The sequence below is a fragment of the Arthrobacter sp. B0316-5-4 genome (assembly GCF_059090325.1).
This window is the reverse complement of the sequence record NZ_JBNHFN010000005.1, coordinates 212,204-235,652: the sequence shown is the minus strand read 5'-3', so window position 1 is coordinate 235,652 and position 23,449 is coordinate 212,204. Positions and strand designations below refer to the sequence as shown.

Annotated in this window: 24 protein-coding genes; 16 read left to right on the top strand and 8 right to left on the bottom strand. The window is 62.8% G+C overall.

Annotated features, from left to right (window positions below; all coding sequences use genetic code 11):
* Nucleotides 1–32: 32 nt before the first annotated feature.
* Nucleotides 33–1,325 (bottom strand): extracellular solute-binding protein, encoded by a 1,293-nt coding sequence (locus tag AC5RU9_RS16655; protein WP_494017299.1) that lies wholly within the window; start codon nt 1,323–1,325, stop codon nt 33–35.
* A gap of 291 nt (nt 1,326–1,616) precedes the next feature.
* On the opposite strand from AC5RU9_RS16655, the gene AC5RU9_RS16650 reads away from it, so the two are divergent.
* From AC5RU9_RS16650 to AC5RU9_RS16635, 4 genes are all read left to right on the top strand, one after another.
* Nucleotides 1,617–3,821, top strand: coding sequence for an FG-GAP repeat domain-containing protein (locus AC5RU9_RS16650; RefSeq protein ID WP_494017298.1), 2,205 nt, complete (start codon nt 1,617–1,619; stop codon nt 3,819–3,821).
* A gap of 133 nt (nt 3,822–3,954) precedes the next feature.
* Nucleotides 3,955–4,320, top strand: coding sequence for a metal-sensitive transcriptional regulator (locus AC5RU9_RS16645; protein ID WP_211710122.1), 366 nt, complete (start codon nt 3,955–3,957; stop codon nt 4,318–4,320).
* A gap of 49 nt (nt 4,321–4,369) precedes the next feature.
* Nucleotides 4,370–4,603: a heavy-metal-associated domain-containing protein gene (locus tag AC5RU9_RS16640; RefSeq protein ID WP_026541102.1), complete on the top strand. Its 234-nt coding sequence runs from the start codon at nt 4,370–4,372 to the stop codon at nt 4,601–4,603.
* Nucleotides 4,604–4,611: 8 nt separating this feature from the next.
* Complete coding sequence (locus tag AC5RU9_RS16635) at nt 4,612–6,972, top strand: heavy metal translocating P-type ATPase (protein ID WP_494017297.1); 2,361 nt, start codon at nt 4,612–4,614, stop codon at nt 6,970–6,972.
* A gap of 27 nt (nt 6,973–6,999) precedes the next feature.
* On the opposite strand, the gene AC5RU9_RS16630 is transcribed toward AC5RU9_RS16635, so the two are convergent.
* A complete protein-coding gene (locus AC5RU9_RS16630; RefSeq protein ID WP_211710125.1) occupies nt 7,000–7,272 on the bottom strand; it encodes a DUF2277 domain-containing protein in 273 nt (90 codons plus the stop codon).
* A gap of 157 nt (nt 7,273–7,429) precedes the next feature.
* Here AC5RU9_RS16630 and AC5RU9_RS16625 point away from each other — a divergent pair, with 157 nt between their 5' ends.
* Nucleotides 7,430–7,693: a WXG100 family type VII secretion target gene (locus AC5RU9_RS16625; protein ID WP_011776688.1), complete on the top strand. Its 264-nt coding sequence runs from the start codon at nt 7,430–7,432 to the stop codon at nt 7,691–7,693.
* Nucleotides 7,694–7,761: 68 nt separating this feature from the next.
* Here the strand turns inward: AC5RU9_RS16625 and AC5RU9_RS16620 are convergent, their stop codons facing one another.
* Nucleotides 7,762–8,796: an EamA family transporter gene (locus tag AC5RU9_RS16620; RefSeq protein WP_494017296.1), complete on the bottom strand. Its 1,035-nt coding sequence runs from the start codon at nt 8,794–8,796 to the stop codon at nt 7,762–7,764.
* A 71-nt stretch (nt 8,797–8,867) separates the two neighbouring features.
* Here AC5RU9_RS16620 and AC5RU9_RS16615 point away from each other — a divergent pair, with 71 nt between their 5' ends.
* The 4 genes from AC5RU9_RS16615 to AC5RU9_RS16600 all read left to right on the top strand — a co-directional run bounded on the left by AC5RU9_RS16615 (nt 8,868) and on the right by AC5RU9_RS16600 (nt 14,963).
* On the top strand, nt 8,868–9,416 hold the full coding sequence (locus AC5RU9_RS16615; RefSeq protein WP_494017295.1) for a CGNR zinc finger domain-containing protein: 549 nt from the start codon (nt 8,868–8,870) through the stop codon (nt 9,414–9,416).
* Nucleotides 9,417–9,578: 162 nt separating this feature from the next.
* Complete coding sequence (locus tag AC5RU9_RS16610) at nt 9,579–12,320, top strand: DUF7927 domain-containing protein (protein ID WP_494017294.1); 2,742 nt, start codon at nt 9,579–9,581, stop codon at nt 12,318–12,320.
* 90 nt (nt 12,321–12,410) lie between these two features.
* A complete protein-coding gene (locus tag AC5RU9_RS16605; RefSeq protein ID WP_494017293.1) occupies nt 12,411–13,895 on the top strand; it encodes a SpaH/EbpB family LPXTG-anchored major pilin in 1,485 nt (494 codons plus the stop codon).
* Nucleotides 13,896–14,006: 111 nt separating this feature from the next.
* Nucleotides 14,007–14,963, top strand: a complete 957-nt coding sequence (locus AC5RU9_RS16600) for a class C sortase (protein WP_494017292.1) — start codon at nt 14,007–14,009, stop codon at nt 14,961–14,963.
* Between the two features lie 19 nt (nt 14,964–14,982).
* On the opposite strand, the gene AC5RU9_RS16595 is transcribed toward AC5RU9_RS16600, so the two are convergent.
* The 4 genes from AC5RU9_RS16595 to AC5RU9_RS16580 all read right to left on the bottom strand — a co-directional run bounded on the left by AC5RU9_RS16595 (nt 14,983) and on the right by AC5RU9_RS16580 (nt 17,973).
* Nucleotides 14,983–15,432, bottom strand: coding sequence for a hypothetical protein (locus tag AC5RU9_RS16595; RefSeq protein WP_494017291.1), 450 nt, complete (start codon nt 15,430–15,432; stop codon nt 14,983–14,985).
* A 180-nt stretch (nt 15,433–15,612) separates the two neighbouring features.
* Complete coding sequence (locus AC5RU9_RS16590; protein WP_494017290.1) at nt 15,613–15,969, bottom strand: hypothetical protein; 357 nt, start codon at nt 15,967–15,969, stop codon at nt 15,613–15,615.
* A 69-nt stretch (nt 15,970–16,038) separates the two neighbouring features.
* A complete protein-coding gene (locus tag AC5RU9_RS16585; RefSeq protein WP_494017289.1) occupies nt 16,039–16,623 on the bottom strand; it encodes a hypothetical protein in 585 nt (194 codons plus the stop codon).
* A gap of 9 nt (nt 16,624–16,632) precedes the next feature.
* The gene (locus tag AC5RU9_RS16580; RefSeq protein WP_494017288.1) at nt 16,633–17,973 is read right to left on the bottom strand and encodes an MATE family efflux transporter; all 1,341 of its coding nucleotides are present in this window, start codon (nt 17,971–17,973) and stop codon (nt 16,633–16,635) included.
* Between the two features lie 42 nt (nt 17,974–18,015).
* On the opposite strand from AC5RU9_RS16580, the gene AC5RU9_RS16575 reads away from it, so the two are divergent.
* The 3 genes from AC5RU9_RS16575 to AC5RU9_RS16565 all read left to right on the top strand — a co-directional run bounded on the left by AC5RU9_RS16575 (nt 18,016) and on the right by AC5RU9_RS16565 (nt 19,396).
* On the top strand, nt 18,016–18,612 hold the full coding sequence (locus tag AC5RU9_RS16575; RefSeq protein ID WP_494017287.1) for an antibiotic biosynthesis monooxygenase: 597 nt from the start codon (nt 18,016–18,018) through the stop codon (nt 18,610–18,612).
* Complete coding sequence (locus tag AC5RU9_RS16570) at nt 18,609–18,767, top strand: hypothetical protein (protein ID WP_494017286.1); 159 nt, start codon at nt 18,609–18,611, stop codon at nt 18,765–18,767. The genes AC5RU9_RS16575 and AC5RU9_RS16570 overlap by 4 nt, the downstream gene beginning before the upstream one ends.
* Before the next feature lie 194 nt (nt 18,768–18,961).
* A complete protein-coding gene (locus AC5RU9_RS16565) occupies nt 18,962–19,396 on the top strand; it encodes a DoxX family protein (RefSeq protein ID WP_494017538.1) in 435 nt (144 codons plus the stop codon).
* 208 nt (nt 19,397–19,604) lie between these two features.
* Here AC5RU9_RS16565 and aztD read toward each other — a convergent pair whose 3' ends face one another.
* A complete protein-coding gene (gene aztD / locus AC5RU9_RS16560; RefSeq protein ID WP_494017285.1) occupies nt 19,605–20,918 on the bottom strand; it encodes a zinc metallochaperone AztD in 1,314 nt (437 codons plus the stop codon).
* A 119-nt stretch (nt 20,919–21,037) separates the two neighbouring features.
* On the opposite strand from aztD, the gene AC5RU9_RS16555 reads away from it, so the two are divergent.
* The 4 genes from AC5RU9_RS16555 to AC5RU9_RS16540 all read left to right on the top strand — a co-directional run bounded on the left by AC5RU9_RS16555 (nt 21,038) and on the right by AC5RU9_RS16540 (nt 23,376).
* Entirely contained in the window at nt 21,038–21,439 is a 402-nt protein-coding gene (locus AC5RU9_RS16555) for a hypothetical protein (RefSeq protein ID WP_494017284.1), read from the top strand.
* Nucleotides 21,436–21,762 (top strand): PEP-utilizing enzyme, encoded by a 327-nt coding sequence (locus tag AC5RU9_RS16550; RefSeq protein WP_211710159.1) that lies wholly within the window; start codon nt 21,436–21,438, stop codon nt 21,760–21,762. The genes AC5RU9_RS16555 and AC5RU9_RS16550 overlap by 4 nt, the downstream gene beginning before the upstream one ends.
* Nucleotides 21,762–22,328, top strand: a complete 567-nt coding sequence (locus AC5RU9_RS16545; protein WP_494017283.1) for a hypothetical protein — start codon at nt 21,762–21,764, stop codon at nt 22,326–22,328. Before AC5RU9_RS16550 ends, AC5RU9_RS16545 begins: the two co-directional genes overlap by 1 nt.
* A gap of 73 nt (nt 22,329–22,401) precedes the next feature.
* On the top strand, nt 22,402–23,376 hold the full coding sequence (locus AC5RU9_RS16540) for an acyl-CoA thioesterase (protein ID WP_494017282.1): 975 nt from the start codon (nt 22,402–22,404) through the stop codon (nt 23,374–23,376).
* Nucleotides 23,377–23,449 lie beyond the last annotated feature (73 nt).

Sequence of the window (23,449 nt, the reverse complement as noted above, 5' to 3'; positions counted from 1 at the left end):
TGCGCCTCCGGGATGTGATGGGGTGCAGCGCATTACTTTGACCCGAATGCCGTATTCATGGCTGATGCAGCCTCGGTGGTAGCGGCGTTGACGTCCGCCTTGCCCGTGACCACCTTCTGGTACATGCCGGTGAAGACACCCTGGGCATCGATGGTGGACCAGTTCTCCGTGACCGGGACAAACTTGGTGCCCGCTCCAAGGGTGTTGATGAACGGTTCAACCTGCTTGTTGTTCTCCGCCACGGATTTCTGGACGTCGCTGAACGTGGGGAGGTTGCCCATGGAGTCGAACATTTTCTGCTGGTACTTCTTGCTGGCCAGCAGCTTCACGAAGTCAGCGGCGAGCGTGCGTCGTTCGCTGCTGTTGAAGACGCCCAGGTTGTTGCCGCCGGCGAAAGCGGGGGCGATGGAACCGGCAGTCTTGCCGGGAACCGGAACTACGGCGAACTTATCCTTGATAGCGCTGGCGGCCACAGCCTTGTAGTTGAAGTCGCCGCCGATGGTCATGGCGGACTTACCTGCGATGAACTGCTGGACGCTTGCGTTACCGCCGAACTCCGCACATGTCTGGGCTGGGCAGATGTCGTCCTTGAGGAGGCGGGTATAGGCGGCAACTCCTTCGCGGGATTCAGCAGAGTCCAGTTTGGAGACGAACTTGTCGCCTTCCTTCGTGGCGATCTCGCCGCCGTTGGCCCATAGGTACGGCATGGCGGAGAACTGCGCGGCGCCGCCCACGGAAATACCCAGCAGGTCCGGGTTTGCTGCCCGAACTGCCCGGGCAACGGTTTCTACCTCATCCAAGGTCTTGGGGACCTGGAGGCCGAGCTGCTGCAGGAGATCCGTGCGGTAATAGAGGGCGCGAACGCCAACGAACCACGGGACACCGTAGTTCTTGCCGTCGATTTCGGTGGTGTCCAGGATCTTTTGGTCAAGGTCCTTGGCCTCGTCCCAGGACTTGATGTCTCCTGTGACGTCGGCCAAGCCGCCGGATGCAACGTAGCTGGCCAGGTCCGTGTTGCCGAACTCGGCAACATCCGGAGCGCTGGAGGGATCGTTGAACGCGGCCTTGAACCGTTCGGCGCGGCTGTCCACCGGAATGTACTGAACGTCGACCTTGGCACCACTGTGTGCCGCTTCGAACTCAGTGACAGCTTCCTTGACTACGGCGGACTTGGGATCCTGGTTGACCTCGGAGAACAGCCAGACACGGACGGTGCCGGTCTGCTCGTCCGAACTCGAAGCTGCGTTGTTTGACGTGGGTGGAGCGCAGGCGGTCAGTGCGAGCGCTGCGATGGCGATTGCCGCGGCGGAGCGTGCGAGTTTCAAGTGTCCTCCATGGAAAAAGTTGGGTTCCGCGGGACTTCCCCCTCCGCGGTTATGAGACCAAACACTATGAACCCGAGGGTGTGGGCGGAAGCACATTTACCAAAAGGTTTGCACTGCAAAACAAGAATCCAGATTTTGGGCATTTTGGTCTATACCTACTGGGTTTTTGGGGGCTTGGTCTAGACCAAAAGCCAGCTGTTTTGTTCCCTTCCCTATCTAACGGATGAGCGATTGGTAGAGTGAGCCATCACTTGTACTGGCTGTTACCCATCAGCCTCTTTGGGGGACTCCGTGGATTCTGCACACTCGCGTGCTTCGCGCGCGCACATCAGGCGGCTTATCGCCGTCGTACTTTCCCTTGCGGCCGCGGCGCTACTGCTCGTAGTGCCCGGCTCGCCCGCTTCGGCTGCCGATCCGCTGGTGTTTACGTTCAAGCGTGCGTCTTCTTTCACCATGCAAGCCGGCCAACCGGTAATTTTCGATTTCACAGCGTCCAAGCCAGTCGACCGTGTGGAGATAGAGGTTTCCCTGTGGCTCAGGGAGACGCGGACGGCAACGGCGGCGTGGAAATCGCAGACACCATCGACGTCCGGTTCCATCACGCTGAACACTCCGGTGGACACGTGGCCTGACGGACCTGTTCAAATTCAGACCATCCGGGTAGGTGTGCACGGATCGGATCCCGTGTCCTTCCGACGCGATGGCTCCTTCAGCGGCCCGGCCGTCCCTTTAGGTCCTTTTCATGAGCAGGACGTCCACGTTGACAATCCCGCGCTGCCACGACTGGCCCCGACCTTCGCCTCCCTCGAGGAGCCGACGTCCCCTGCCGTACCAGGACAATCCGCAGCCGTGAAATTCTCGCTCGGACTTCCCGCCCAGCGAGTGGAACTTGAGTATCTGGATGAGTCTGGCATCACGGGCTTGTCGCTCACATGGAGCGGCCCCATCGCCGCACAACCCGCTTCCGGCGTCGCGACAACACCTATTACTTCGGCCGACTACAACGGCCGCTACAAGCTGAACCGGGCAACAATTACCTATCTCGGCGGGCTGACAGCCGTCTACCACCGCAACGGCACCTACGAAGGACTCTTGGACCCGAGTCCTGGCGATCGTGTGCCGCTGGAAGAGGGCGACTTCTCGGTGCGCAACCTCCAGGCGATCCTCAAGCCTGTCGCGTTTCCCGACGGCGTAAAGATCGCCACCGACTACAAATTGGAGACGTTGCCGACTGCGGACGTTGGGGCGATGTCGCCATCCGATGCCCGGCTCGAATACCAGTGGTTCATGAATGGTTCCCCCATCGACGGAGCCACCGACCGCATCCTCAAGGCAGACATTGGCGGAAAAACCTTGAAAGTGCAGGTAACCGCACATGCCAACGGCCATGTGCCCACCACTGTTACGTCGGAAGCTATCGGGCCGATGCCGCGGCTCCTCAACACCCACTTCATGTGGGTGACAGGAAATGCGGTTCTCGGCGGGCAGGTCTACCCCACATGGGCCGCGCCGCCATGGGTCCTTCCCGAAGGTGGAACGCCCACCTACACCTACATGTGGAAACGCGATGGCGTAGTCCTTCCAGGCGAGGTCAATGCCATACACACCGTCACGGCAGCCGACATGGGGCATACGCTCACTGTCGAACTCAACATCATGTACGAACCCCTCACGCAAAAGACATTAACGGCCGACGTTCCGATTCCACATACACAACGAGGCCTCGGTTTCAACGCTGACGGCACCGCGGACATCTTTGCGCGGACGGCTTCCGGGGATCTGCTCCTTTACCCCGGCAACGGCAAGGGCGGCTGGCTACCGGCGCAAAGCATCGGTCGCGGCTGGGGCATTTTCGATGTCCTTTTGGCGCCCGGGGACTTCGACGGCGACGGATCCACGGATGTGATCGGCCGGGACCGTTCCGGCAGACTGTTCCTTTATTCCGGCAATGGGTCCGGCGGCTGGAAGGGCAGTCGACAGATTGGCCAAGGGTGGCAGGGCTTCAAGGAGATTGTGGCCCCAGGTGACTTCAACCGGGACGGCTCCCACGATCTCCTCGCGAGGGACAGCGCGGACCGCTTGGTTCTATACCCGGGCGATGGCCGTGGAGGGTGGAAAACCCCCGTGACCGTTGGTTGGGGCTGGGGCGGATACTCGAGGCTTATTGCTCCGGGCTGGTGGACGGGCTACCACGAATCAAACATCCTGGGTCAGACCACATCCGGCGAGCTCAAACTGTACGCCGGAATCGACACCGGCTTCTTTGACTTCCGAACCACCGTCGGTTCGGGATGGAACAGTGTTGTCACGGCAGGTGGGCCCGGCGATTTCAATGGCGACGGAAGCCCGGATGTTTTCGGCGTGGATGCCAACGGAACCATGACCATGTACTGGGGCAACGGCACTGGAATTTATGGTTGCGGTCTCGATTGCGGCTTCTGGAAGGGGCAAACAGTGGTGGGCTGGGGCTGGGGCGGTTTCACGGCGGTGTTCTAATAGTCAGTCTTCCGCACCTTTGCACTACTCGAAGGGCACGTCATACCCGTTGAGGGGATGATGTGCCCTTCGCGGTTGAGGATACCCCCTGGGGGTACTTGCTAAATACCCCCTTGGGGTATAAGTTCAATTCATGAGCACGCCAGACCTGAGCATGAGCCATCCGGACGCACCCGTCATCGAGGCGGATCTGGAAACCGCCGCGCCACACGGGTACACCAGCAATAAGGACGCGTACCTCAAACGCTTGAAACGGATCGAGGGGCAGGTCCGCGGTATCGCGCGCATGGTTGAGGACGACAAATACTGCATCGACATCCTCACCCAGGTAGCCGCTGCCACGAAGGCCCTCCATGCGGTCAGCCTCGGACTCGTAGAGGAGCACATCGGCCACTGCGTCGTGGGCGCCGCCTCCGAACCCAACCCGGAAGCCCGCGCCGAACAGATCGACGCCAAAGTGAAGGAAGCCACCGATGCCATCGGGCGCCTGCTGCGGTAACTCCGGCAACAAACACCACACCATCCAACTCGTCACCAAGGAGAGCACCATGAGCCAGACCATCCAGACCAACGTCAACGTATCGGGTATGACCTGCGGCCACTGCGTCTCCAGCGTGAGTGAAGAACTTGAGTCGCTTAACGGCGTCGAAAACGTGGCCGTTGACCTGAACCCCGGCGGCTTGTCCACCGTGACCATCACATCAACCAAGGAGCTCTCGCCGTCTGAAATTGGCGAGGCCGTGGCAGAAGCCGGCTACCTGGTGGTAGCCAACGAAGCTTAGGAGTCCTCTTGAGTAGCCAGGAGACTTTCAACCAACCCGCACACCGGGTCATCGAACTGGACATCGAGGGCATGACCTGCGCCTCGTGCGTCAACCGGGTGGAACGAAAACTGGGCAAACTCGAAGGTGTCGAAGCCAGCGTCAACCTGCCCCTCGAATCGGCCCATGTAACCGCCCCAGCCGACGTGACGGATCAGCAGATCGTGGACACGGTCAACGCGACGGGCTACAAAGCCACCATCCGCCAGGCTCCGGCCCCAAGCGTCCGGCTTCGACACGATTCCATGAACCAAACCCACGAGCCCACCGAGCATGCCGAGCATGGCACCGGCGTCGCCGCGCACACGGAGCACACGGAGCACGCCGGGCACGAAAACCACATGGACCACGGTCCGTCAGCTTCTACGCTTCGCCCGCGCCTGATCGTTGCCGCGGTGCTGACCATCCCCGTTTTCGCGATCTCGATGATTCCCGCCCTCCAGTTTGCCAACTGGGGCTGGGTTGTCGGAGCCCTGGCCCTGCCCGTGGTGAGCTGGGCGGCTTGGCCCTTCCATAGGGCCGCAGCCATCAACGCCCGGCATTTCGCTTCCACCATGGACACCCTGGTATCCATCGGTGTTATTGCCGCATACCTGTACTCGGCCTGGCAGTTGTTCGCTGATCCCCGGATGACTGAGCACCCCGGCATGGAAAGCATGTCCGGAGGCGGGCTGTACTTCGAAGTCGCAGCCGTGGTTACCTCGTTCCTGCTCTTGGGCCGGTACCTTGAGGCCAACGCCAAAGCCAAGGCCGGGAATGCACTCAAAGCACTCCTGAATCTGGGCGCCAAGGATGCAACCATCCTGGTCGATGGCCAGGAGCAAAAAATACCTGCGGACCAGCTCCTTGTGGACGACGTCATCGTGGTCCGCCCGGGCGAGAAAATTGCCACCGATGGCGTTGTCACAGATGGCACATCTGCGGTGGACGCTTCACTGGTGACCGGGGAATCCGTTCCAGTTGAGGTCGTTCCCGGAAGCGCGGTAACGGGCGCTACGATCAACACGTCCGGCCGCTTGTTGGTCCGGGCCACGCGCGTCGGCTCAGATACGACACTCGCCCAGATGGGCCGCTTGGTCAGCCAGGCGCAGACGGGCAAGGCTCCCATAGCCAGGCTCGCGGACAGGATCAGTTCGGTCTTCGTACCGATCGTCCTGGTCATCGCCCTGGTGACGTTCTTTGCGTGGCTGCTTTTCACTGGCGACCTCAACGCAGCTTTCACCGCGGCCGTTGCCGTTCTGGTGATCGCGTGCCCTTGCGCCTTGGGCCTGGCCACACCTGTTGGCCTCCTGACCGGAACGGGCCGCGGCGCCCAACTCGGCATCCTGATCAAGGGCCCGCAGGTACTTGAAGACACCCGGCACGTGGACACCATCCTGCTGGATAAGACGGGCACCGTCACCAGTGGCAAGCTCTCCGTAGACCACACCGTGGCACTGAATGGTTACTCCCCTGAAACCGTCCTCACGTTGGCCGGTGCTGTTGAGTCAGCGTCGGAGCACCCGATCGCCCACGCGATCGCCTCTGCAGCCAAGGACGCAATGTCCGACGGCGGCGCACTTCCCCGCGTTGACGGCTTCAGTTCCGCTCCCGGCGGCGGAGTCCGGGGAACCGTGACTCTCGATGCCGCCACCGAGGCAGTGGTGGTTGGGCGCTCGGGATGGCTCGAGGAGAACGGCATCTCCCTTGACTCGGACCAACGGGAAGTCCTGTTGTCCGAGGAGAACAGCGGCGCCACCGCAATTTGGGTCGCCGTGAATGGGCAGCCTGCCGGGATTGTGAGCCTGAGCGATACCATCAAGCCTGGTTCCGCCGCAGCCATCCGGAAATTGAAGGAGTTGGGCATCCGCCCCATTCTGCTGACCGGAGATAACGCTGCCGTAGCCGCGCAGGTGGCGGCCGCCGTCGGAATTTCACCTGACGACGTTTACGCCGGGGTGCTGCCGCACGGCAAAGTCGAGGCCGTTCGTAAGCTTCAGGAATCGGGGGCGACGGTCGCCATGGCCGGCGACGGCGTCAATGACGCTGCCGCCCTGGCGCAGTCGGACCTCGGAATCGCCATGGGCTCCGGGACGGACGTCGCCATCGAGGCCTCTGACCTGACCGTGATGGGCAGCGACCTTGGTCAGTTGGTTCAGGCCATCGAGCTCTCCCGCAAGACCTTGTCCACCATCAAGACCAACCTGTTCTGGGCCTTCTTCTACAACGCGATCGGCATCCCGGTGGCTGCACTGGGCTTCCTGAACCCGATGATTGCCGGCGCAGCTATGGCGGCGAGCTCCGTGCTGGTCGTGGCCAACTCGCTACGCCTCCGCTCCTTCGGGAAGTAGTCCCGGGGCAGGCAGCAGGAGCCAGGGCTAGGCGGTCCCGAAACGGACCGCTGCCCTGGCCCTTGCCTTGGCTGCTTCCTCGTCGCGGTTCTTCGCTGGGGCATGGCTCACCAGGGAATCCAGGAGATGCTGCGTAATGTGGGCGATCTCGTGGACAGCCTCGGCGAAGGCTTCCTCGTTGTCTTTGGACGGCTTGGTGGATCCGCTGATTTTGCGCACATACTGCAGCGCTGCGGCCTCCACTTCAGCGGTCGTGGCATGCGGTTCAAAGTTATGAAGGGTCCTGATATTGCGGCACATAACCCCATGCTAACTATGGGCAGTGCTGCATGGGGAGGGGTGCCCATCGACGGGTTTGTGAATGCCGGGATAGGTTTTAGCTATTGGATCTTCCGGATGAGCCGGAGGCCGCTGGGGATGCCGAAGAGCTCGGGTCCGAACAATGAAGGAGAATCTCATGGCTATTTGGGGTGCAGATGTTGATCAGCTTCGTCAGCTCGGTAACAAGCTGAAGGCCGGTGCCGAGAACATCGAGCAGCAGCGCTCACAGCTCAAGGGTGCCCTTGATGGCACCGACTGGAAGGGCCCGGACGCTGACAAGTTCCGCGGTGAGTGGGACAGCCAGCACGCTTCCAACCTGAAGAAGGTTGCCGACGCACTTCGCGAAGCCGGCGATCGCGCTCAGAAGAACGCTGAGCAGCAGCAGCAGGCTTCCAACTAAGACAGTTGGGAAAGGCCCGGACGCACACGCGTCCGGGCCTTTTTGCTCTTAAAGCGATGAGAGTCCGGTTAGTTCCGGGGCGACTTGGTGACCGGTCCGGAAGGAACAGGTTCGACGTTGTTCGGATGGTCCAGGACGGACGTCAACTCTGCGCGGGCCGCCCTTCGGTCGCCCCGCAACTCGTCAACGCGGACCAGCACTACACCGCCCACAATGAGGAGTCCGCCCAGCAGTTGGATCGGTCCGGGGAGCTCACCCAGAAGTAGCCATGCCCAAATCACGGCGAACAGGACTTCTGTCAGGGACACGAAGGACGCCACCTTGGAGCCAAGGCTGCGGGCGGCCATGATGCCGGAAACGTACGCGAGCACGGTGGCCAGGATGATGAGGCCCACGGCGGATACCCACCACGGCGTGGTCCACGGTCCCAGGGTGGTGTCCGCAGTGCTGAAGGTCATGGGGAGCAGTCCCGAGAGGCCCACCAGCCACATCACAAGAGCCCCCACCAGGAGTCCGCCTGAAGCGAGTACCAGCGGAGGAAGGGTGTCATTTTCCTTGGCAGTAATGAAGAAGTAGATCACCAGGCAAACGGCGGCGGCCATGCCCCAGAGGACGCCAATAAAGTCCACCTTCACGGAACCGGTCAGGTCCAGCACCAGGACCAGCCCGCCCAACGACAACAGGGCGCCCGCGGCGGTGAGCGCGCGCGGGCGTCGCCGGCTGGCGATCCAAAGCCACAGCACGATCATCACTGGGGCAAGGTACTCAAGCAGCAGCGCCACCCCCACAGACAAGCGGGCAACCGCGTTGAAATAGAAAAGCTGGCAGCCGGCGACTCCAATGAGCCCGAACAGCAGGATGGTGAGCCAGTTGTCCTTCAGTTGGTGCCAGCGGCCGCGAAGAACCACGACGGCGGGAACCACCAATATCAGTGCGGCACCAGTCAGCCGCACGGCAACTGCTGCCCCGGGTGACCACCCGGTCTCCAGCATCGACTTGGCGAACGATCCGGATGTACCGAAAACGGCAGAAGAAAACAGTGCAATGCCGAGTCCTGATGCGAGGAAACCCTTTGCATCAGCCTTCGTCGTTGGAGCTGACACAGCAGCCTCCTGTCAGGAGTAAAGTGGGCTTATGGTCATGACAGTACTCCCGAGCCTTGTAAGGAGTCAAAGTGCTTTTTGCGCCTGACACCGAGGTCGCCCTCCGTAGCGTCGTCAATCTGATCAACACCGCGGCCAACGGGGAAGAATCGCTGGCCACAGCAGAGGACCTCGACGCGTTCCTGGATGCCGAAGAATTCACGGGCTCACGGACCAACTCGCCCGCTGAACTGAGCAGCATCAAACGGCTCCGGAGCGAGCTGGCCGCGCTATGGAGTTCGGATGAAGACACTGCGGCCAAGTCCGTCAACAAGCTTCTTGCCGACGCCAAGGCGCTCCCGCAGCTCGTGAAGCATGACCACTGGGATTGGCATCTCCACGCCACCACGCCGGAAGCGCCACTGGCGGACCGAATGGGAACTGAAGCCGCCATGGCCATTATTGACGTGATCCGCAGCAAGGAAATGGAGCGGATGCGGGTGTGTGCGGCAGAGGACTGCGATGCCGCCGTGCTGGACCTCAGCCGCAACCGGTCCAAGCTCTACTGCGACACGGGGAATTGCGCCAACCGGGCACACGTTGCTGCATATCGGGCAAGGAAGGCCGCGGGAACCGAATAGATCCCGACGCGGGCGACCCGCCTCGCACTATCCTCAATGTGACCAAGGTCACATTTTGTATTGCAACACGATTCCACACCCTGCACTACCTACCCCTCAGAGAAAAGATTCGGGCTGCCCTCAAGGGGCTGCCTGACGAGGGTGCCAGGGAAAAGGAATCGCATGCGGAAGCAATCGGAGCACATACGTGCTCGTGTTCGGGGCAGGCTGGGTGGTGGCCGGAGCAACTCCTTGCTCACGCTGTTGACGTGCGTGCTTCTTGTGGTGATGGGGATGAGCGCTTACGGCGTCATCAACGCCCCCACACCCGTCGCTGCCCTACCTGGCTCCCCAGGGGTCACCCAACCGGGCAGCCTGATCTACAGCGAAGATTTTTCCAATCAGAGTGCTGCCGCAGCGCCCATCGCTCTCGGCTCCTACGTTGGTGGGGCAGCAGCGGGTAACGAGCAATACACGGCCGATGCTACTTGGCTTCCAGGGGCACAGGCGTGCAATGGCTGGATTATGCGGGAGGGCACTCCCCTCCCCGCCAACGGCGGCATCCTCAACATCCTTACGAACGACCAATGCGGTCGCAACACGGCATTCACTGAACTCGGCAAGATGGCACACGCTATGGGCCTCTACCAGGGAATGACTGACGCACAAGCCGCCCAAAATCAAATCCTCAGCGAGTACACGAACAGCACCACAGGCGTTCAGCTTGCGGGCCGGCAGCTCCAGACCACCAAAAACAGCATTCCCACCATTGCCGGCCATTTCTACGCGGTCTCCGGGATCTTTGGAGCGACGAGCTGCTTCTCCAACCACGCAAGCCAGGAGTTCTCCATCCTGGTCAACGGCGTCCCCACGGTGGTTGGCTCAAACCTTGATCCGTGCACGGATCCCAGCACGCAAAACATCACCTACCTGAACAGCAACTTCAGCGTCGCCAAGTTGCAGTCCGGGGCCATACAGGTCCCAGTGACCGGCACCACCCCCACTCTAGGTATCAGGGTGCGGAACCTGACGGCAAACGGCAACGGTAACGACGTCGGCTTCGATCTACCCCAACTGGTTGATGTCACGCCGCAACTGGACAAGGCATTCTCCCCCAGCAGCATCTTCCAAGGACAGACCACAACCCTGACGTACACCGTCACGAACACCTCCGACTTGATGGCCAAGAACGGCTGGCACTTCGTTGACTCCCTGCCTAGTGGCCTGACGGCTGTCGGCCCACTGGGTGGCACGTGCGTCCGCACCGCTGGCACTGTCTCCGGCGGCACGGTCGATGTCACCGGAAACCTCAACCAAGGCAGCGCTTCGTGCACCATCACCGTGGCGGTGACGAGCAATACGCCCGGCCTCTACAACAACTCCGGATGCGTGGCCAACAACGGAACGGCGATCCCGAACTGCACCAACAACTTTCCTACGATCACCGGCCTGTACCCTCCCGGTACTGCTCCCCTGACCGTTAGGCCCATAGTGGACCTTTCGATCACCAAAAGCGCCAACATCACGGCCTACATCCCGGGCCAGCCGATCACCTACACGGTAGTAGTCCACAACAACGGGCCAAGCGATGCCATCAATGCGGCCTTCACGGATCCCCTGCCCGCTTCCATTACCGGCGCTACGTGGACCTGTGCTGTCACGGCAGCTGGAACCTCGAACCTTCCCCCGGCAGGGCCAACAGCCTGCAACGCTCCCAGCGGCACCGGCAGTATCTCCGGCACCGTTCGAATCAACACCGGCGGAACCCTGACATACACGGTCAACGGAACCGTAGCGTTGGGAACCACGGGAACGATTTCCAACACCGCCACGATCGTCCCGGCCGGGACGACGACCGTGCCAAACATGCCAGGGGGCGGACCCAATCCCGTTCCAGGATCGACCACCCCGGTCCCCACCGTGGACACTGCTTGCCCGCCTTCGCCAGGTGTGGGCTGCTCGGCTACGGTGAACACCCCGGTGGACCCACAATGGACCATCGCAAAGACCGCCACCGTCAACGGCACCTCGACTGACAGCGCGTCCGTGAAGCCCGGCGACACCATCACCTACACCGTGAAGGCCACCAGCAACCGCGGACAGATCAACAACGTTGTCCTCACCGACAACCTGGCCGATGTCCTGGACCAGGCAACCTTCGTGCCGGGCTCCGCTGTCCTGACCATCGGCACGGCCGCCCCGGTGGCGGTAGCAAACCCGGTAGCGCCGTCAACCACCCTGACGACACAGCCCTTTACGCTCCCTGCCGGCCAGGTCGCCACCCTCACCTACAAAGTGACCGTCAAGCAGGGTGCCTGGAGCTCCCAGTTGGTCAACCTCGCAACTGGCACAGGCAGCGTGAATCCCGTCCGCTGCGCTACCGGAACAACCCCCTTGGCGCCTGAGTGCTCCACCACGCACCACACCCCGGCGAAGATCCTCTTCGAAAAAATCGGCGAGTCCTCCGGTGGAACCTGGGTGCCTATGTCGGGCTCCACCTGGGCCGTTCTCAACGACGCAGCCGGTGCCCCGGGTACCGTCAACTCCACCTACACGGTCTCGCCAATCCAGTCCCAAACCGGGCAGTTCCAGCTCGAAGGCATCGAGCCCGGAGTGTACTGGCTCGAAGAAACCGCGGCTCCACAGGGATTCAACCTGCTGGCAGAACCGGTGCAGTTCACGGTCGCCGCCAACGGCTCTGTAACCCTCGGGAAGGGAAGCGGATCCGGCGTAGTCACGGCCGCTGACGCCGATGCCGACGGCATCTACCTGGTCACTGTCCGGGACGTCCCCACCCTGAAACTGCCGGAATCCGGCGGCATCGGGTGGTGGCCCTTTACTGCGGGCGGAGCGTCACTGCTTTTGGTAGCCGTCGCCCTCGCTTCCCGCAACGCACGCCGCACCCGAATCTCCACATCCATCTGACTTCAGTCACGGTCCTGCCACCGATTGGCATGACCGCAACCCAAAAATGTTCGCTCCCGAGCATCGCACCATCACAAGAAAGAGGAAACAGTGAGTAATCACAGCTCCCGGCGTCTTTGGAAGACCGCCGCCGCCACCATTGCCGGGGCGGTGTTGGCAATGTCCTTCTCCGTGGCTCCCGCAACGGCCGCACCACTGGTAGACAACACCAAGACCGGCTCCATCACCGTTCACAAGTTTGAGCGCCCGGCCACTCCCACCGGCCTGCCCAACAATGGCACGGCTGTGGACACCACCGGCCTCAAGCCCTTGGCAGGAATCCAGTTCACCATCCAGCAGGTCAACACCATCGACCTCTCCACCAACGCTGGGTGGGACAAAGCAAACAACCTGAGCAGCTCCTTCTCCGCTTCAAACCCCACGGGCTCCATCACCAGCGCCGGTTACACCCTGGGAACGGCTCAGGCACAGACCACCGACGCCGCCGGAACCGCCGCATTCGGCACGTTGCCGCTGGGCCTCTACCTTGTCACTGAAACGAACTACCCCGCCGGCGTAACGCCGTCGGCTCCGTTCTTGGTTTCCGTGCCGCTGACGGACCCGAACAACAAGAACAACTGGATCTACGACGTCAACGTCTACCCGAAAAACTCCGTGACCGGTGCACAGAAGACCGTCACCGATGCTCCTGCGGTTAAGTACGGCGACCAAGTCAACTTCACCATTACGGGCGATATCCCCAACGAGGCCGTCATCGATGGTTACAAGGTCACGGATAAGCTTGATCCCAAGCTCACCTACGTCGGCGCTACCGCCACGCTGGTTGACGGAACCGTCATTACCAACGGCACCGATTACAACGTTACTTTCGACGCCGCCACCAACACCGTCTCGGTAGTCTTTACGCCGGCTGGCCGCTTGATCCTCGCAGCCCACAACACCACCAGCGTTCAGGTTGTTGTCAACACCACGGTCAACACCATCGGTGAAATCGAAAACGTTGCCGTGGTTTACCCCAACGCGGGTAGCTTCACCGGAACCCCGGGCCAGCCCGGCGGCCCCATCGTCACTCCCCCGGTTGTCACCAAGTGGGGCGCAATGACTCTGCAGAAGGTTGACCAGAACGGCGCAGCCCTGTCCGGTGCTTCCTTCTCGGTGTACGCCAACCAGGCTGACGCCAAGGCCGGAACCAACCCGATCACCCTCGGCGGCCAGACCACGTTCACCGTTGCCGCTGACGGTACCCTGACGCTCACCGGTCTCCGCTACTCGGATTGGGCCAACGGCGCCGCTGTTGCTCCCGGTTCCGCGGACTACCGCACTTACTACCTGGTGGAAACCACTGCCCCGGCAGGCTACGAACTGCTCGCCGAGCCGATCTCCTTCCTGATCAACCAGGCATCCACCGCTGTCGGCATCGACCTGCAGGTCAAGAACATCCCGTCCAACGGCGGCTTCCAACTGCCCCTGACCGGTGGTGTTGGTACCGGAGTCCTGTACGCGGCTGGTGCGCTCCTTGTAGTTGGCGCTGCTCTCTTGCTGGTTCGTTCACGCCGGAGCACCAACAACAGCTAGTAACTGAGGACCTTTGGTCCCCAGCATGAACACCGAAGTGGGGAAGAACGCCAGGTACGCGCTCTTCCCCACTTTGCTTCTCCCAGAGCACAACCTTCCCCAGGATTCTTTATGACAAAGCCTCAAACCCCCACTCCGCGAGCACGGTGGACCCTGCGCGATACGTGGAGCACGCAACGCATCCTTATCGTTGTAGCCGCGATGCTTGGCATCGGGATCCTGCTATATCCCACAGCGGCTGCCTGGTTCTCCGATCGCGTCCACGCCACCGAGATCAGCGGATACGTGAACACTGTTGAAAGCCTGTCGCCTTCCGCTCAAAAGGCCCTTCTGGATGAGGCACGCCAGTTCAACGAAGAACTGCCCTCAGGCCCGCTTCGTGACCCGTACTCGCTGAACGAACAAGGCGAACAGACAGTCGTTGGCGCCGGCTCGGAGGCGTACAAGAAGCTGCTCGACGTGGGTCCGGGCGGGATGATGGGACGCATCAGCATTCCTTCCATCCACGCAGATCTGCCCATCTTCCACGACACGGATGAAGAAACCCTGTCCAAGGGCGCCGGGCATCTCTTCGGCTCAGGCCTCCCGGTGGGCGGCACAGATACGCACAGTGTCATCACCGCTCATTCCGGCTTCGTCAACGCCACCCTCTTCGACCATTTGGACAAGGTGGTCACAGGAGACACTTTCTCCGTCACGGTCCTCGGTCAAACCATTTACTACAAAGTCGATCAAATCCTCACGGTCCTGCCCGAAGATACCGAGGCACTCCGAAAAGTCCCCGGCAAAGACCTGATTACGCTTGTCACCTGCACCCCCAAAGGCATCAACAGCCACCGGCTACTGGTCCGGGGTGAGCGCATCGACGCCCCGACGGGTGACTCTGCCCAAACAGTTCCCAGCCAAGCGTTGGATCCCGGGTTCCCCTGGTGGGCTCTCGGCCTGATCGGCAGCGCCATCTTGATGGTCGTGGTCACCAAACCGCGAAAGGCTCCGTCAGAAGAAGCGGAGGAACCGGAAACCCCGGACGCGCCCACCGACGACCTCGCAGACGCGCTGCTGGGCTAAGTTTCCACGGGCAGCACAGCTAAGCCGCGTTGTCCGGCCAGGTGACCCGGTCCCCTGCCACCAAGGACATACGTCCCAGGCTTACGTCTCTGCCTGGAACCAGGACATAAGGCTGAACCAAGCCCAGCGCGAAGCCGGCTGAGTGTTCCAAGGCGAAGTGCATGGCATCACCACCCAGCCCGGCAAGCCGGACATCCGAAACAACGACGGCGGCCCTTAGGTCCTCCCGCTGTGCGGCGAGCGCTTCGTAGCATTCCGCGATGACGGACTTGGCCGGTAGGTGCTGATCGGCCAACATTGTTTCCGTGGCAAGGTACACGTGCTCGCCGTCGTCCTTGATCGCCGCCGCGAACGGATACAGCTCCCCGTAGGCGGTGAGGCAGCGAACGGCGAAAGGTAAGGCCTCGCTAAGCAGGGAATCCACATCATCCTGCGCCGTCTGATCCACGGATTCCCGCCATGAAGCCATCTGTTCCCCCAAGAAACGTCGTCCTGCCGCTTGCCGTGCGGCTCACCCTACTCCCGGCGGTCCTCCAGCGAAATGCCTTGCAGAATCAGAACGGAAGGCCACGCACAGTTCCGGCCGGCAAAGGGCAGCGTGGGCGCAACAAAAAACGCTCCCCCACCTCGGTGGGGGAGCGCTTGAAGGTTACCGGCCGGCGTCGGGCGTTTCGGTCTCGTCGGGCGAATCAGGTGAACCAGGCGAACCGGGAGCACCGTGGCCGCGCTTGGAACTGAGGTTCACACCCGAACCCTTGCCGAGATAGTCGGCGTTCTCCTTGTGGCTCATGGAGAGCATTGCCGCAACAACCAGGCTCACGATGAAGGCGATACCGGCGCCGGTGAAGGCGAGGTCGAACCGCGGAGCCCGTGCGCTGCCGCCCGAAGCGAAGATGAGTACGGCTACGAAGGCCAGTACTGCAAAGAACGCGGAGAACATGAGGGGTCCCTTGACCGAGGTCCGCATCTTGCGCGGTTCTCCTGGTGTCTGGTCTGCCACGGTCATTCCTCCAATGATGGCGGTTGGTGTTCCGCCGGTCTGCAAAAGTTCTACAGCGAGTAGAACGTCCAGCTACTAGTTTACGGCCTCGGGCGAAGCTCCCGGCGCAGAGGCCGTTGCCGACCCAGCGGCGCCCGTCCGGGCGTCGTGCTTCAGGGTCAACCCGGAGAGCATCCAGAGCACTCCCGAAAGGATGGCGCCGCCGCCGGCCACACCAAGCAGCGCATGGGCCCCCAGCGCGGTAAAAAACGGCAGCAGTACAGCGGTGCCAACGGAAATGATTCCGGAGAAAAGCCAGTCGCGGGCTACCGCGTCCCGCTTGCGGAGGCCGCGGACCAACTCAAGCAGGCCCAGCACCAGCAACGCCAGCATTGCCGATAAAGCCACACCCGCATCCGACTGGGTGGCCAAAGCGCCCGCACCGCCGGCGGCGACAACCACCGGAACAGCAATCGGCAGGGCCCGCGACAGCCACAGGGCCGCGGCTGTTCCCAGCAGGTACAACCCCACGGCCCAGGCAAGGACCTGCACCGAAGGCGAAGCCCAGAAGATAGTGACGGCCCCGAAGATCAGCGCAACCGTGGCACGGATCAGCACGGGTTTCCAGAGCCCCGCCGCAGCGGCAGAAGAAGTCTTGGCGGGAGTTGTTGGGAGAGTCACCCGTCCAGTTTAGTGCGAACCCAGCACCATCCAGCGATCTGTCCTTGCCCGCAATCCCAACGTCACGCCACGGGCCAGCATGTAGCCCAGCGCAAAGGCGGCCCACAGCCACAGCAGCCCCGCCTCGCCGTCGGGCTTTATTTGGTGGATGGCGTACAGCAGCGGCAAGTAAACGGCCAGGTTAACGACGCCGGCAATCGCCAGATAGCGCGCGTCACCGGCGCCAATGAGGACTCCGTCGAGGACGAAGACATACCCTGCCAGTGGCTGCCCGAGTGCCAGCACCCACAGCGCAACGGTCAAAGCGGATCGGACGCCGGAATCGGCGGTGAAAAGGTAGCCCGCCCAGGGTGCCGCGAGCGCCAGCAAGACCCCCGTGATCACGCCGAATCCGAGGCCCCAGCGGACCATGGTGCGCGTCAGTTCCCGGACGCGGCCAGCGTTCCTGGCACCGAGTTCCTTGCCGACCAGGGCCTGGGCGGCAATTGCCAGTGCGTCGAGGGCGAAGGCGAGGAAGGAAAAAATTGTCATGGCCAACTGGTGCGCTGCCAGGTTGACGGCACCTTGCGCGGTGACCACCAGGACGGTAGCGAGGATGGCGAGGCGCAGGCTGAGCGTTCGAAGCATGAGCCAGGAGCCGACTCTTGTCATGGCCCTGATGCCGTGCCAGTCGGGCCGTAGGGACACGCCGTGTTGCCGCGCGTTCCGGCTGACCATCACCAGGTAGACGGCGGCCATGGCCCACTGGGCAATGCTGGTGCCGATCGCCGAACCCGCAACGGACAAGTTCAACCCATAGACAAGGAACCAGTTGAGGGCGATGTTCAGCGCAAACCCCGCCGTTGCTACGAGGAGCGGCGTGCGGGTGTCCTGGAGTCCACGGAGCACGCCTGTCCCGGCAAAGATCAAGAGCATGGCGGCCAGGCCGGGCATGGACCACCGCAGGTAGTCGACGGCGAATGCGCGCACATCCCCGGTCGCGCCCATGAAACCCACCAGCGGCTCGGCGGCAACAAAGCCGATCGCCGCGAGCGCCAAGCCGAGCAGCAGGGCCAACCAAACGCCGTCGCGCCCTGCTGCCAAAGCCTTCCCCAGCTTGCCGTCGCCGATCGCGCGGGCGACTGCCGGCGTCGTCGAGTACGCCAGGAAGACCATGAGCCCCACCGCGGTGTGCAAAATGGTGGAGGCGAGCCCAACGCCGGCTAGTTGGTCCACCCCCAAGTGGCCCACGATCGCGGAGTCGGCCAGGAGGAACAGGGGCTCGGCGATCAGTGCGCCGAAGGCCGGAACCGCCAGGCGCAGGATCTCGCGGGCGTTGGAGCGGGGTGTGGTGGTTGTGGTCTCAGGCACTAAACCAGCCTAGTGGGCCACGGGGCGGGTACATTTGAGGCCGTGTCCAACGAGCATCCCGTCACAGTTTCCGTGGCCCGTACTATCCTTCCCGGCTACACGCGGCAGGCAAATGCGTGGGCGCACGCAGGCCAGGAACTTGCGCGTGAATGGCCCGGCTACCTCGGATCCGGGTGGGTGCGAAACGGCGCGGGCTCGAACGAGTGGCACATGCTGTACCGCTTCGCCGATGCCGGCGCGCTGCAGGCTTGGGAAGATTCCGAGGAGCGCCGCTGGTGGATAGACAGCGCCAGGGACATGATGGAGACCACCCGGGTGGAGCGGCACACGGGAATCGAGGGCTGGTTTTCGCGGCCCGGTGATGTTTCTGTGGTGCTTCCCGAGACCGTGGCGCCACCCCGCTGGAAGCAGGCCATCAGCATTTTCCTGCCGTTCTTCCCGCTCAGCCTGTTGGCGAACTTCCTGCTGCATCCGGTGACCCAGCATTGGCCATTGGTGCTTGCGGTACTGCTCAACATCGTCATCCTGACCCCGCTGATGACATATATCTTCCTGCCAATCACTACCCGTTTGCTTCAGCCGTGGCTGCAGAAGCCGCCCAGGAAGCGCCGGATACAAGCCAAAGGGACTGCACGATGACGTACGTTCTTTCCACTGACAAGGACCGCGTGGATCGCGATTGGCTCTGGGCCGAGCTCTCCACCAACGTGTATTGGGCCAGGTGGCGCACGCGGGCGGACGTCGAGGCGCAACTGGAGAACGCCTGGCGGGTAAAGCGATGGTGCGGGAAATGATCGACGCCGGGCCGGGGGCCAACTTCCGCTGGATGCTGCACACCAGCGATGCCCATAGGCTCTACCGGCAGTTTGGATTCGGCGATCCCGACACCCGGTATTTGGAGCGACCCGAAGTTCGGTAGTTCGCGGCCTTCGTCACAATGGGCCTCGATTAGTTGACACTTCAACTTACTTCCGTGAGTGTTGAAGATATGAACAAGTCCAGCTTAACCACCACAGCCCTGACCATCCTGCGCGTTATTGCAGGATTTCTCTTCGCCGCGCACGGTTGGCAGAAGTTCAACGAATTCACCATCGCCGGCACCCAGGCATCATTCGCCGAAATGGGCGTTCCGGGCGCGTCTGCAGTCGCCCCGGTCGTCGCAACCCTCGAGCTCGTGGGCGGCATCGCCCTGATCATCGGCTTCCTGACACGCGTCTTCGCCGCCCTCCTGGCCGTCGACATGCTCGGCGCACTGTTCCTGGTGCACGCGCCGGCCGGCGTCTTTGTCGCCAATGGCGGGTACGAGTTGGTCCTGCTCTTCGCGGGCGCCGCGTTGGCACTCGCACTCGCGGGCGCGGGCAGGATCTCAGCCGACGCCGCACTCTTCGGCCGGAAAGGATCGAAGCTCCGCGTCCTCGCGTAAGCCCCCCCGGACGCTCTCTCACGAAACACCCCATTCCCCCCGACGCTCCCTCACGAAACACCCCATTCCCCCGGACGCTCCCTCACTCCCTTCGGGGACGTGAGAGAGCGTCGGCGGGTAACGGGCGGGATGTGAGAGAGCGTCGGCGGTTAACGGGCGGGACGTGAGAGAGCGTCGGCGGGTAACGGGCGGGACGTGAAGGAGCGTCCTAACCCGTGATCCCCGTGAGCTCGTTCGGGACGTGGGGGAGCTTCGCCGATTTGGTCACCTTGCCGGACTTCAGGTCCACGGCGTGAAGTGACTGTGAGGCAGGTTCGGTGACGAACGCCGTCGAGCCTTGAACGAAGAGCGTCGGACGGGGGTCCTGCCATGTTGCCGACTCTTCCCATGCGGCCACGACGGGGATGGAGGATGTGACGGCGCCGGAAAGCGGGTCGATGACCCGCAGCCCACCATCAGTGCCAAGCACCAGCGCTTCACCCGAAGGACCGCGACCCAGGGAGCGGAAGGAATAGCTGGTGCCGATGTCGACGAGCTGCATGGTGGCGGTTTCGGTGTTGACCAGCGAGATCCGGGTGGGCCGTTCAGGTTTTGCGGCCTTGTCCACCTTGTAATCGCCCAGGATCACCGGGGATTTTTCCGAGCCGGCCTGGTTGCCCAACCGCCCGTAGGCGTCAGGGCTGGGCACCTTGGCGATGGCGCCATCCTTGTAAATCAGCATGCCGTTTTCGCACCCCACCACAACGGCCTCACCTGCGGCGACGGCCTCGCCATGCACACCCGGGCAGTCCTCGTTGCGCACGATTTCCGTCCGCTCCTGCCCCTTGCCGGCCGAGAGCACTGCGATTCCGGAGCGGCTTTCCTCGTTGCCGAGGGTCACCAGCAGCTTGCCGTCCTCCAGCTCAACAGCCACCCCATGGTGCGCCTCCGGCGTCACGTAGGTGTCCGTCGTCGGCAGTTTCCCGTCCTCCACCGCGCCGGCCAGGGCCGATGTTTCGAAGCTTTCCACCTTGCCCGAGCCGTCGTTGAAGAGCAGGGTCTTGTCCGCGTGCAACACGACGTGGCCGGCCTTATCCGCCTCAAAGGCCAGCTCGGTCAGCTTGGGGTCTGCCACATAATGATGGCTGTGATCGCCGTGCGGCTCGGTCCAGGCGCCTGCGTCGAACAGGCGGAAAGCGTCGCCTGTGGAGACAAAAACGTGCCGGCCGTCGCCGGCAGGATTGAGCCGGTTGAAGCCGGACATTTCCACACTTCCCACCTGCTCGAGGGAGGTGGCATCGAGGACTCCGATGCCTGCGTCGTGAGTGTAGACGAGACGCGGCGTTGGCGCACCCGCCTCCTTGGGGCTCGTTTCGGAGGCAGCTGAAGGCGATGCCTCTACGGCGTCACCGGCGGAGCCGCCGGGGGCTGCGCAAGCCGTCAGGAGCAGAGCGGAAAGTCCGACGGCGGCAATCGGCTGCGCGTGCACGCGTCGCCGGCGGGTGGAGTGGACAGGGGTCATGGGGGTTGAGTGATGTGGCATGGCTTAAATGATATTGATTCTCATTTAGACCGCAACTTGCCCGCGGAAACATGTCGCCTCGAAGAGGATCACATCAACATGATGTTGACAACAGATTGTTGATGTTCAAAGCTGGAGCAATGACCCACCCCACTGACGCCCAGGCGGCTGAGCTTCAAGCGCAAGCAACCCGGCTGCTCTTGGACAGGGGCGCTTCGGATCTTCCTGCCCGTCCATGGCTTCATGAAGACCAGCCACCCTCCGCCATGGACCTCATTCAGCACGTACTGTGGCGTTCCCGGCGCACGGACGCCGCTCCTGAGCCTGATGCCTTGGACCTCCGCGCGGCCCTCGCGTTGGTGTCCGCCGCGCGGGGCGAGATGGACGCCGTCGAATCCGCGCTGTTGTTCCTTGCCAGAGCGGAAGGCCTGACGTGGCCGCACATCGCGGACAGCCTCGGGCTCCGCTCCGCGCAGGCGGCGCAGCAGCGGCTGGACCGGCTGGCAGACCGCCCGCACACAACTGCAAGGAGCGCACGGTGACCGTCCTGGCAGGAACTGCTGCGAGCGCCGGCACCGCCCAAGGAAGGGCCCGGCTCATTCACGGACCCGACGAGTTCGGCCTTTTCCAGGCAGGCGACGTCCTGGTCTGCCGCACCACTGACCCCGCGTGGACGCCGCTCTTCGGGCTGGCGTCGGCGGTGGTCACGGAGACCGGCGGTATGTTGTCGCACGCCGCGATCGTCGCCCGGGAGTTTGGCATTCCTGCCGTGCTGGGCGTGCGTGACGCGCTGGCATTGCTCGCTGACGGTGGCGCGATAGCCGTGGACGGAGCGCGGGGAACCGTCACCCTGATGGACGCCTGATGACGCTGCTGACCCTGCACGCCGTTCGCCTCCTTGGGTTCGCTGACACACAGGCCGTAGCGGCCCGCTTCGCCCAGGACACGGGTCTGGTGGAGGCCCAGCTTATCGACGCCGGAGTGAACGGTTTCGTTTCGCGCAGCACTTTCGCTGGGTTCAGTGGTTGGTCGTTGTCGGGTGCCGGCCGGGTCGAGAATGAACAGCTTCTCGCTGATGAGCTGGACCGGACGGGTGCGCGAAGCCTGGTGCTGGCTGTGCACGACGATTTCGCGGAATCCAACACGGGCGTCGTAAGCGCGTGCGGTGCCATGCAGCTTCAGGCATCGAGCAGCGCGGATGCCATGGAGCTCCTGGCGGAGGCCGTGGCAGCGTGGTGCCCTCTCGAAACCCGGCTAATTGAAGTGCTGCCCCGTTTCGAGGGCTACTCGGGGCGCTTCCAACACGCACTCCAACAGGCAGCAAGGGAGCCCGCGTGGATTACCGCCACCGATCGCGATTCCTTCCACCGCGCCTGGTTCGAATTGCACGAGGACCTCATTGCGACCCTCGGCATCCAGCGTGGGCTGTGAAGCGTCTGTCCGCCGAGACGTCCGGCGCTGACTTAGTCACGTAACAGAAACCTGCCAACAGTAAACTTCCAGCATGAGCGACGCTGCCGGCAATTCCGTGACCCTCCGCTTCCTTGCGGCCCCCACCGACGTCGGGCACAGCGGGTCTGTCGACGCCGGGACCGTCCTTGAGTGGGTGGACAAGGCCGCCTATGCGGCGGCGGTGGGCTGGGCCAAGTCCTATTGCGTCACGGCCTACGTGGGCAACATCCACTTCACCGATCCGGTGAACAGCGGAGACATGGTGGAAGTAACCTCCACGATTGTTTACACGGGCCGCTCCTCCATGCACATCCACACCGTGGTCAGTTCCCGGGATCCCAAAGGCGGGCCCGAGACGATGCACAGCCAGTGCATGGTGATCTTCGTGGCCGTTGGTCCGGACGGCAAGCCGATCCCGGTTCCGCAGTTTGAGCCGTCCACGCCTGTGGAGATTGAGCAGCGGGACCATGCGCTGGCGCGCATCGAAGTCCGTGAGCAGATCGTCAATGCGATGAACGCGCAGGAATATACCGACGCCGGGACAGCCGAGCGCGTCGTACTGCGGTTCATGGCGTCCCCCACTGATGTGAACTGGGGCGGCAAGGTCCACGGCGGCATCGTGATGAAGTGGATTGACGAAGCAGCCTACGTTTGCGCGTCCCGCTACTGCGGCAAGGACACCGTGGCAGTTTTCTCCGGCGGTGTGCGCTTCTACCGCCCATTGCTGATCGGCGACGTCGTCGAAGTCGAGGCGCGTCTGGTCTACACCGGCGCCAAGGGTATGCACATAGCGGTCCACGTCCGTTCCGGTGATCCCAAGACCCGCGAAATGAACCTGACCACGTACTGCCTCACTGTGATGGTGGCCCGGGACGAGACCGGGACGGCCGTGCCCATCCCTGCCTGGGAACCGGTGACCGACGAGGACAAGAAGTTGCATGCCCACGCCCGCGAACTGCTGGAAATCCGTGGTCGCGCACCGGGAAACCGGCTGCCGGATCACCTCTTGAAGGCCGCCGGCGCCTAAGCCCGTCGTTGCCCCGCTCCTACGTCGTTGCCCAACAACGGGACAGCGGGCCAGGAACGTCGCTAGGGCTCAT

What these genes read in the sequence shown, in the direction of transcription:
- AC5RU9_RS16645 (WP_211710122.1), top strand. Translation starts at nt 3,955, where the DNA reads ATGAGCACGCCAGACCTGAGCATGAGCCATCCGGACGCACCCGTCATC.
- AC5RU9_RS16640 (WP_026541102.1), top strand. Translation starts at nt 4,370, where the DNA reads ATGAGCCAGACCATCCAGACCAACGTCAACGTATCGGGTATGACCTGC.
- AC5RU9_RS16630 (WP_211710125.1), bottom strand. Translation starts at nt 7,272, where the DNA reads ATGTGCCGCAATATCAGGACCCTTCATAACTTTGAACCGCATGCCACG.
- AC5RU9_RS16625 (WP_011776688.1), top strand. Translation starts at nt 7,430, where the DNA reads ATGGCTATTTGGGGTGCAGATGTTGATCAGCTTCGTCAGCTCGGTAAC.
- AC5RU9_RS16610 (WP_494017294.1), top strand. Translation starts at nt 9,579, where the DNA reads ATGCGGAAGCAATCGGAGCACATACGTGCTCGTGTTCGGGGCAGGCTG.
- AC5RU9_RS16600 (WP_494017292.1), top strand. Translation starts at nt 14,007, where the DNA reads ATGACAAAGCCTCAAACCCCCACTCCGCGAGCACGGTGGACCCTGCGC.
- AC5RU9_RS16595 (WP_494017291.1), bottom strand. Translation starts at nt 15,432, where the DNA reads ATGGCTTCATGGCGGGAATCCGTGGATCAGACGGCGCAGGATGATGTG.
- AC5RU9_RS16590 (WP_494017290.1), bottom strand. Translation starts at nt 15,969, where the DNA reads ATGACCGTGGCAGACCAGACACCAGGAGAACCGCGCAAGATGCGGACC.
- AC5RU9_RS16570 (WP_494017286.1), top strand. Translation starts at nt 18,609, where the DNA reads ATGACGTACGTTCTTTCCACTGACAAGGACCGCGTGGATCGCGATTGG.
- AC5RU9_RS16565 (WP_494017538.1), top strand. Translation starts at nt 18,962, where the DNA reads ATGAACAAGTCCAGCTTAACCACCACAGCCCTGACCATCCTGCGCGTT.
- aztD (WP_494017285.1), bottom strand. Translation starts at nt 20,918, where the DNA reads ATGCCACATCACTCAACCCCCATGACCCCTGTCCACTCCACCCGCCGG.
- AC5RU9_RS16555 (WP_494017284.1), top strand. Translation starts at nt 21,038, where the DNA reads ATGACCCACCCCACTGACGCCCAGGCGGCTGAGCTTCAAGCGCAAGCA.
- AC5RU9_RS16545 (WP_494017283.1), top strand. Translation starts at nt 21,762, where the DNA reads ATGACGCTGCTGACCCTGCACGCCGTTCGCCTCCTTGGGTTCGCTGAC.
- AC5RU9_RS16540 (WP_494017282.1), top strand. Translation starts at nt 22,402, where the DNA reads ATGAGCGACGCTGCCGGCAATTCCGTGACCCTCCGCTTCCTTGCGGCC.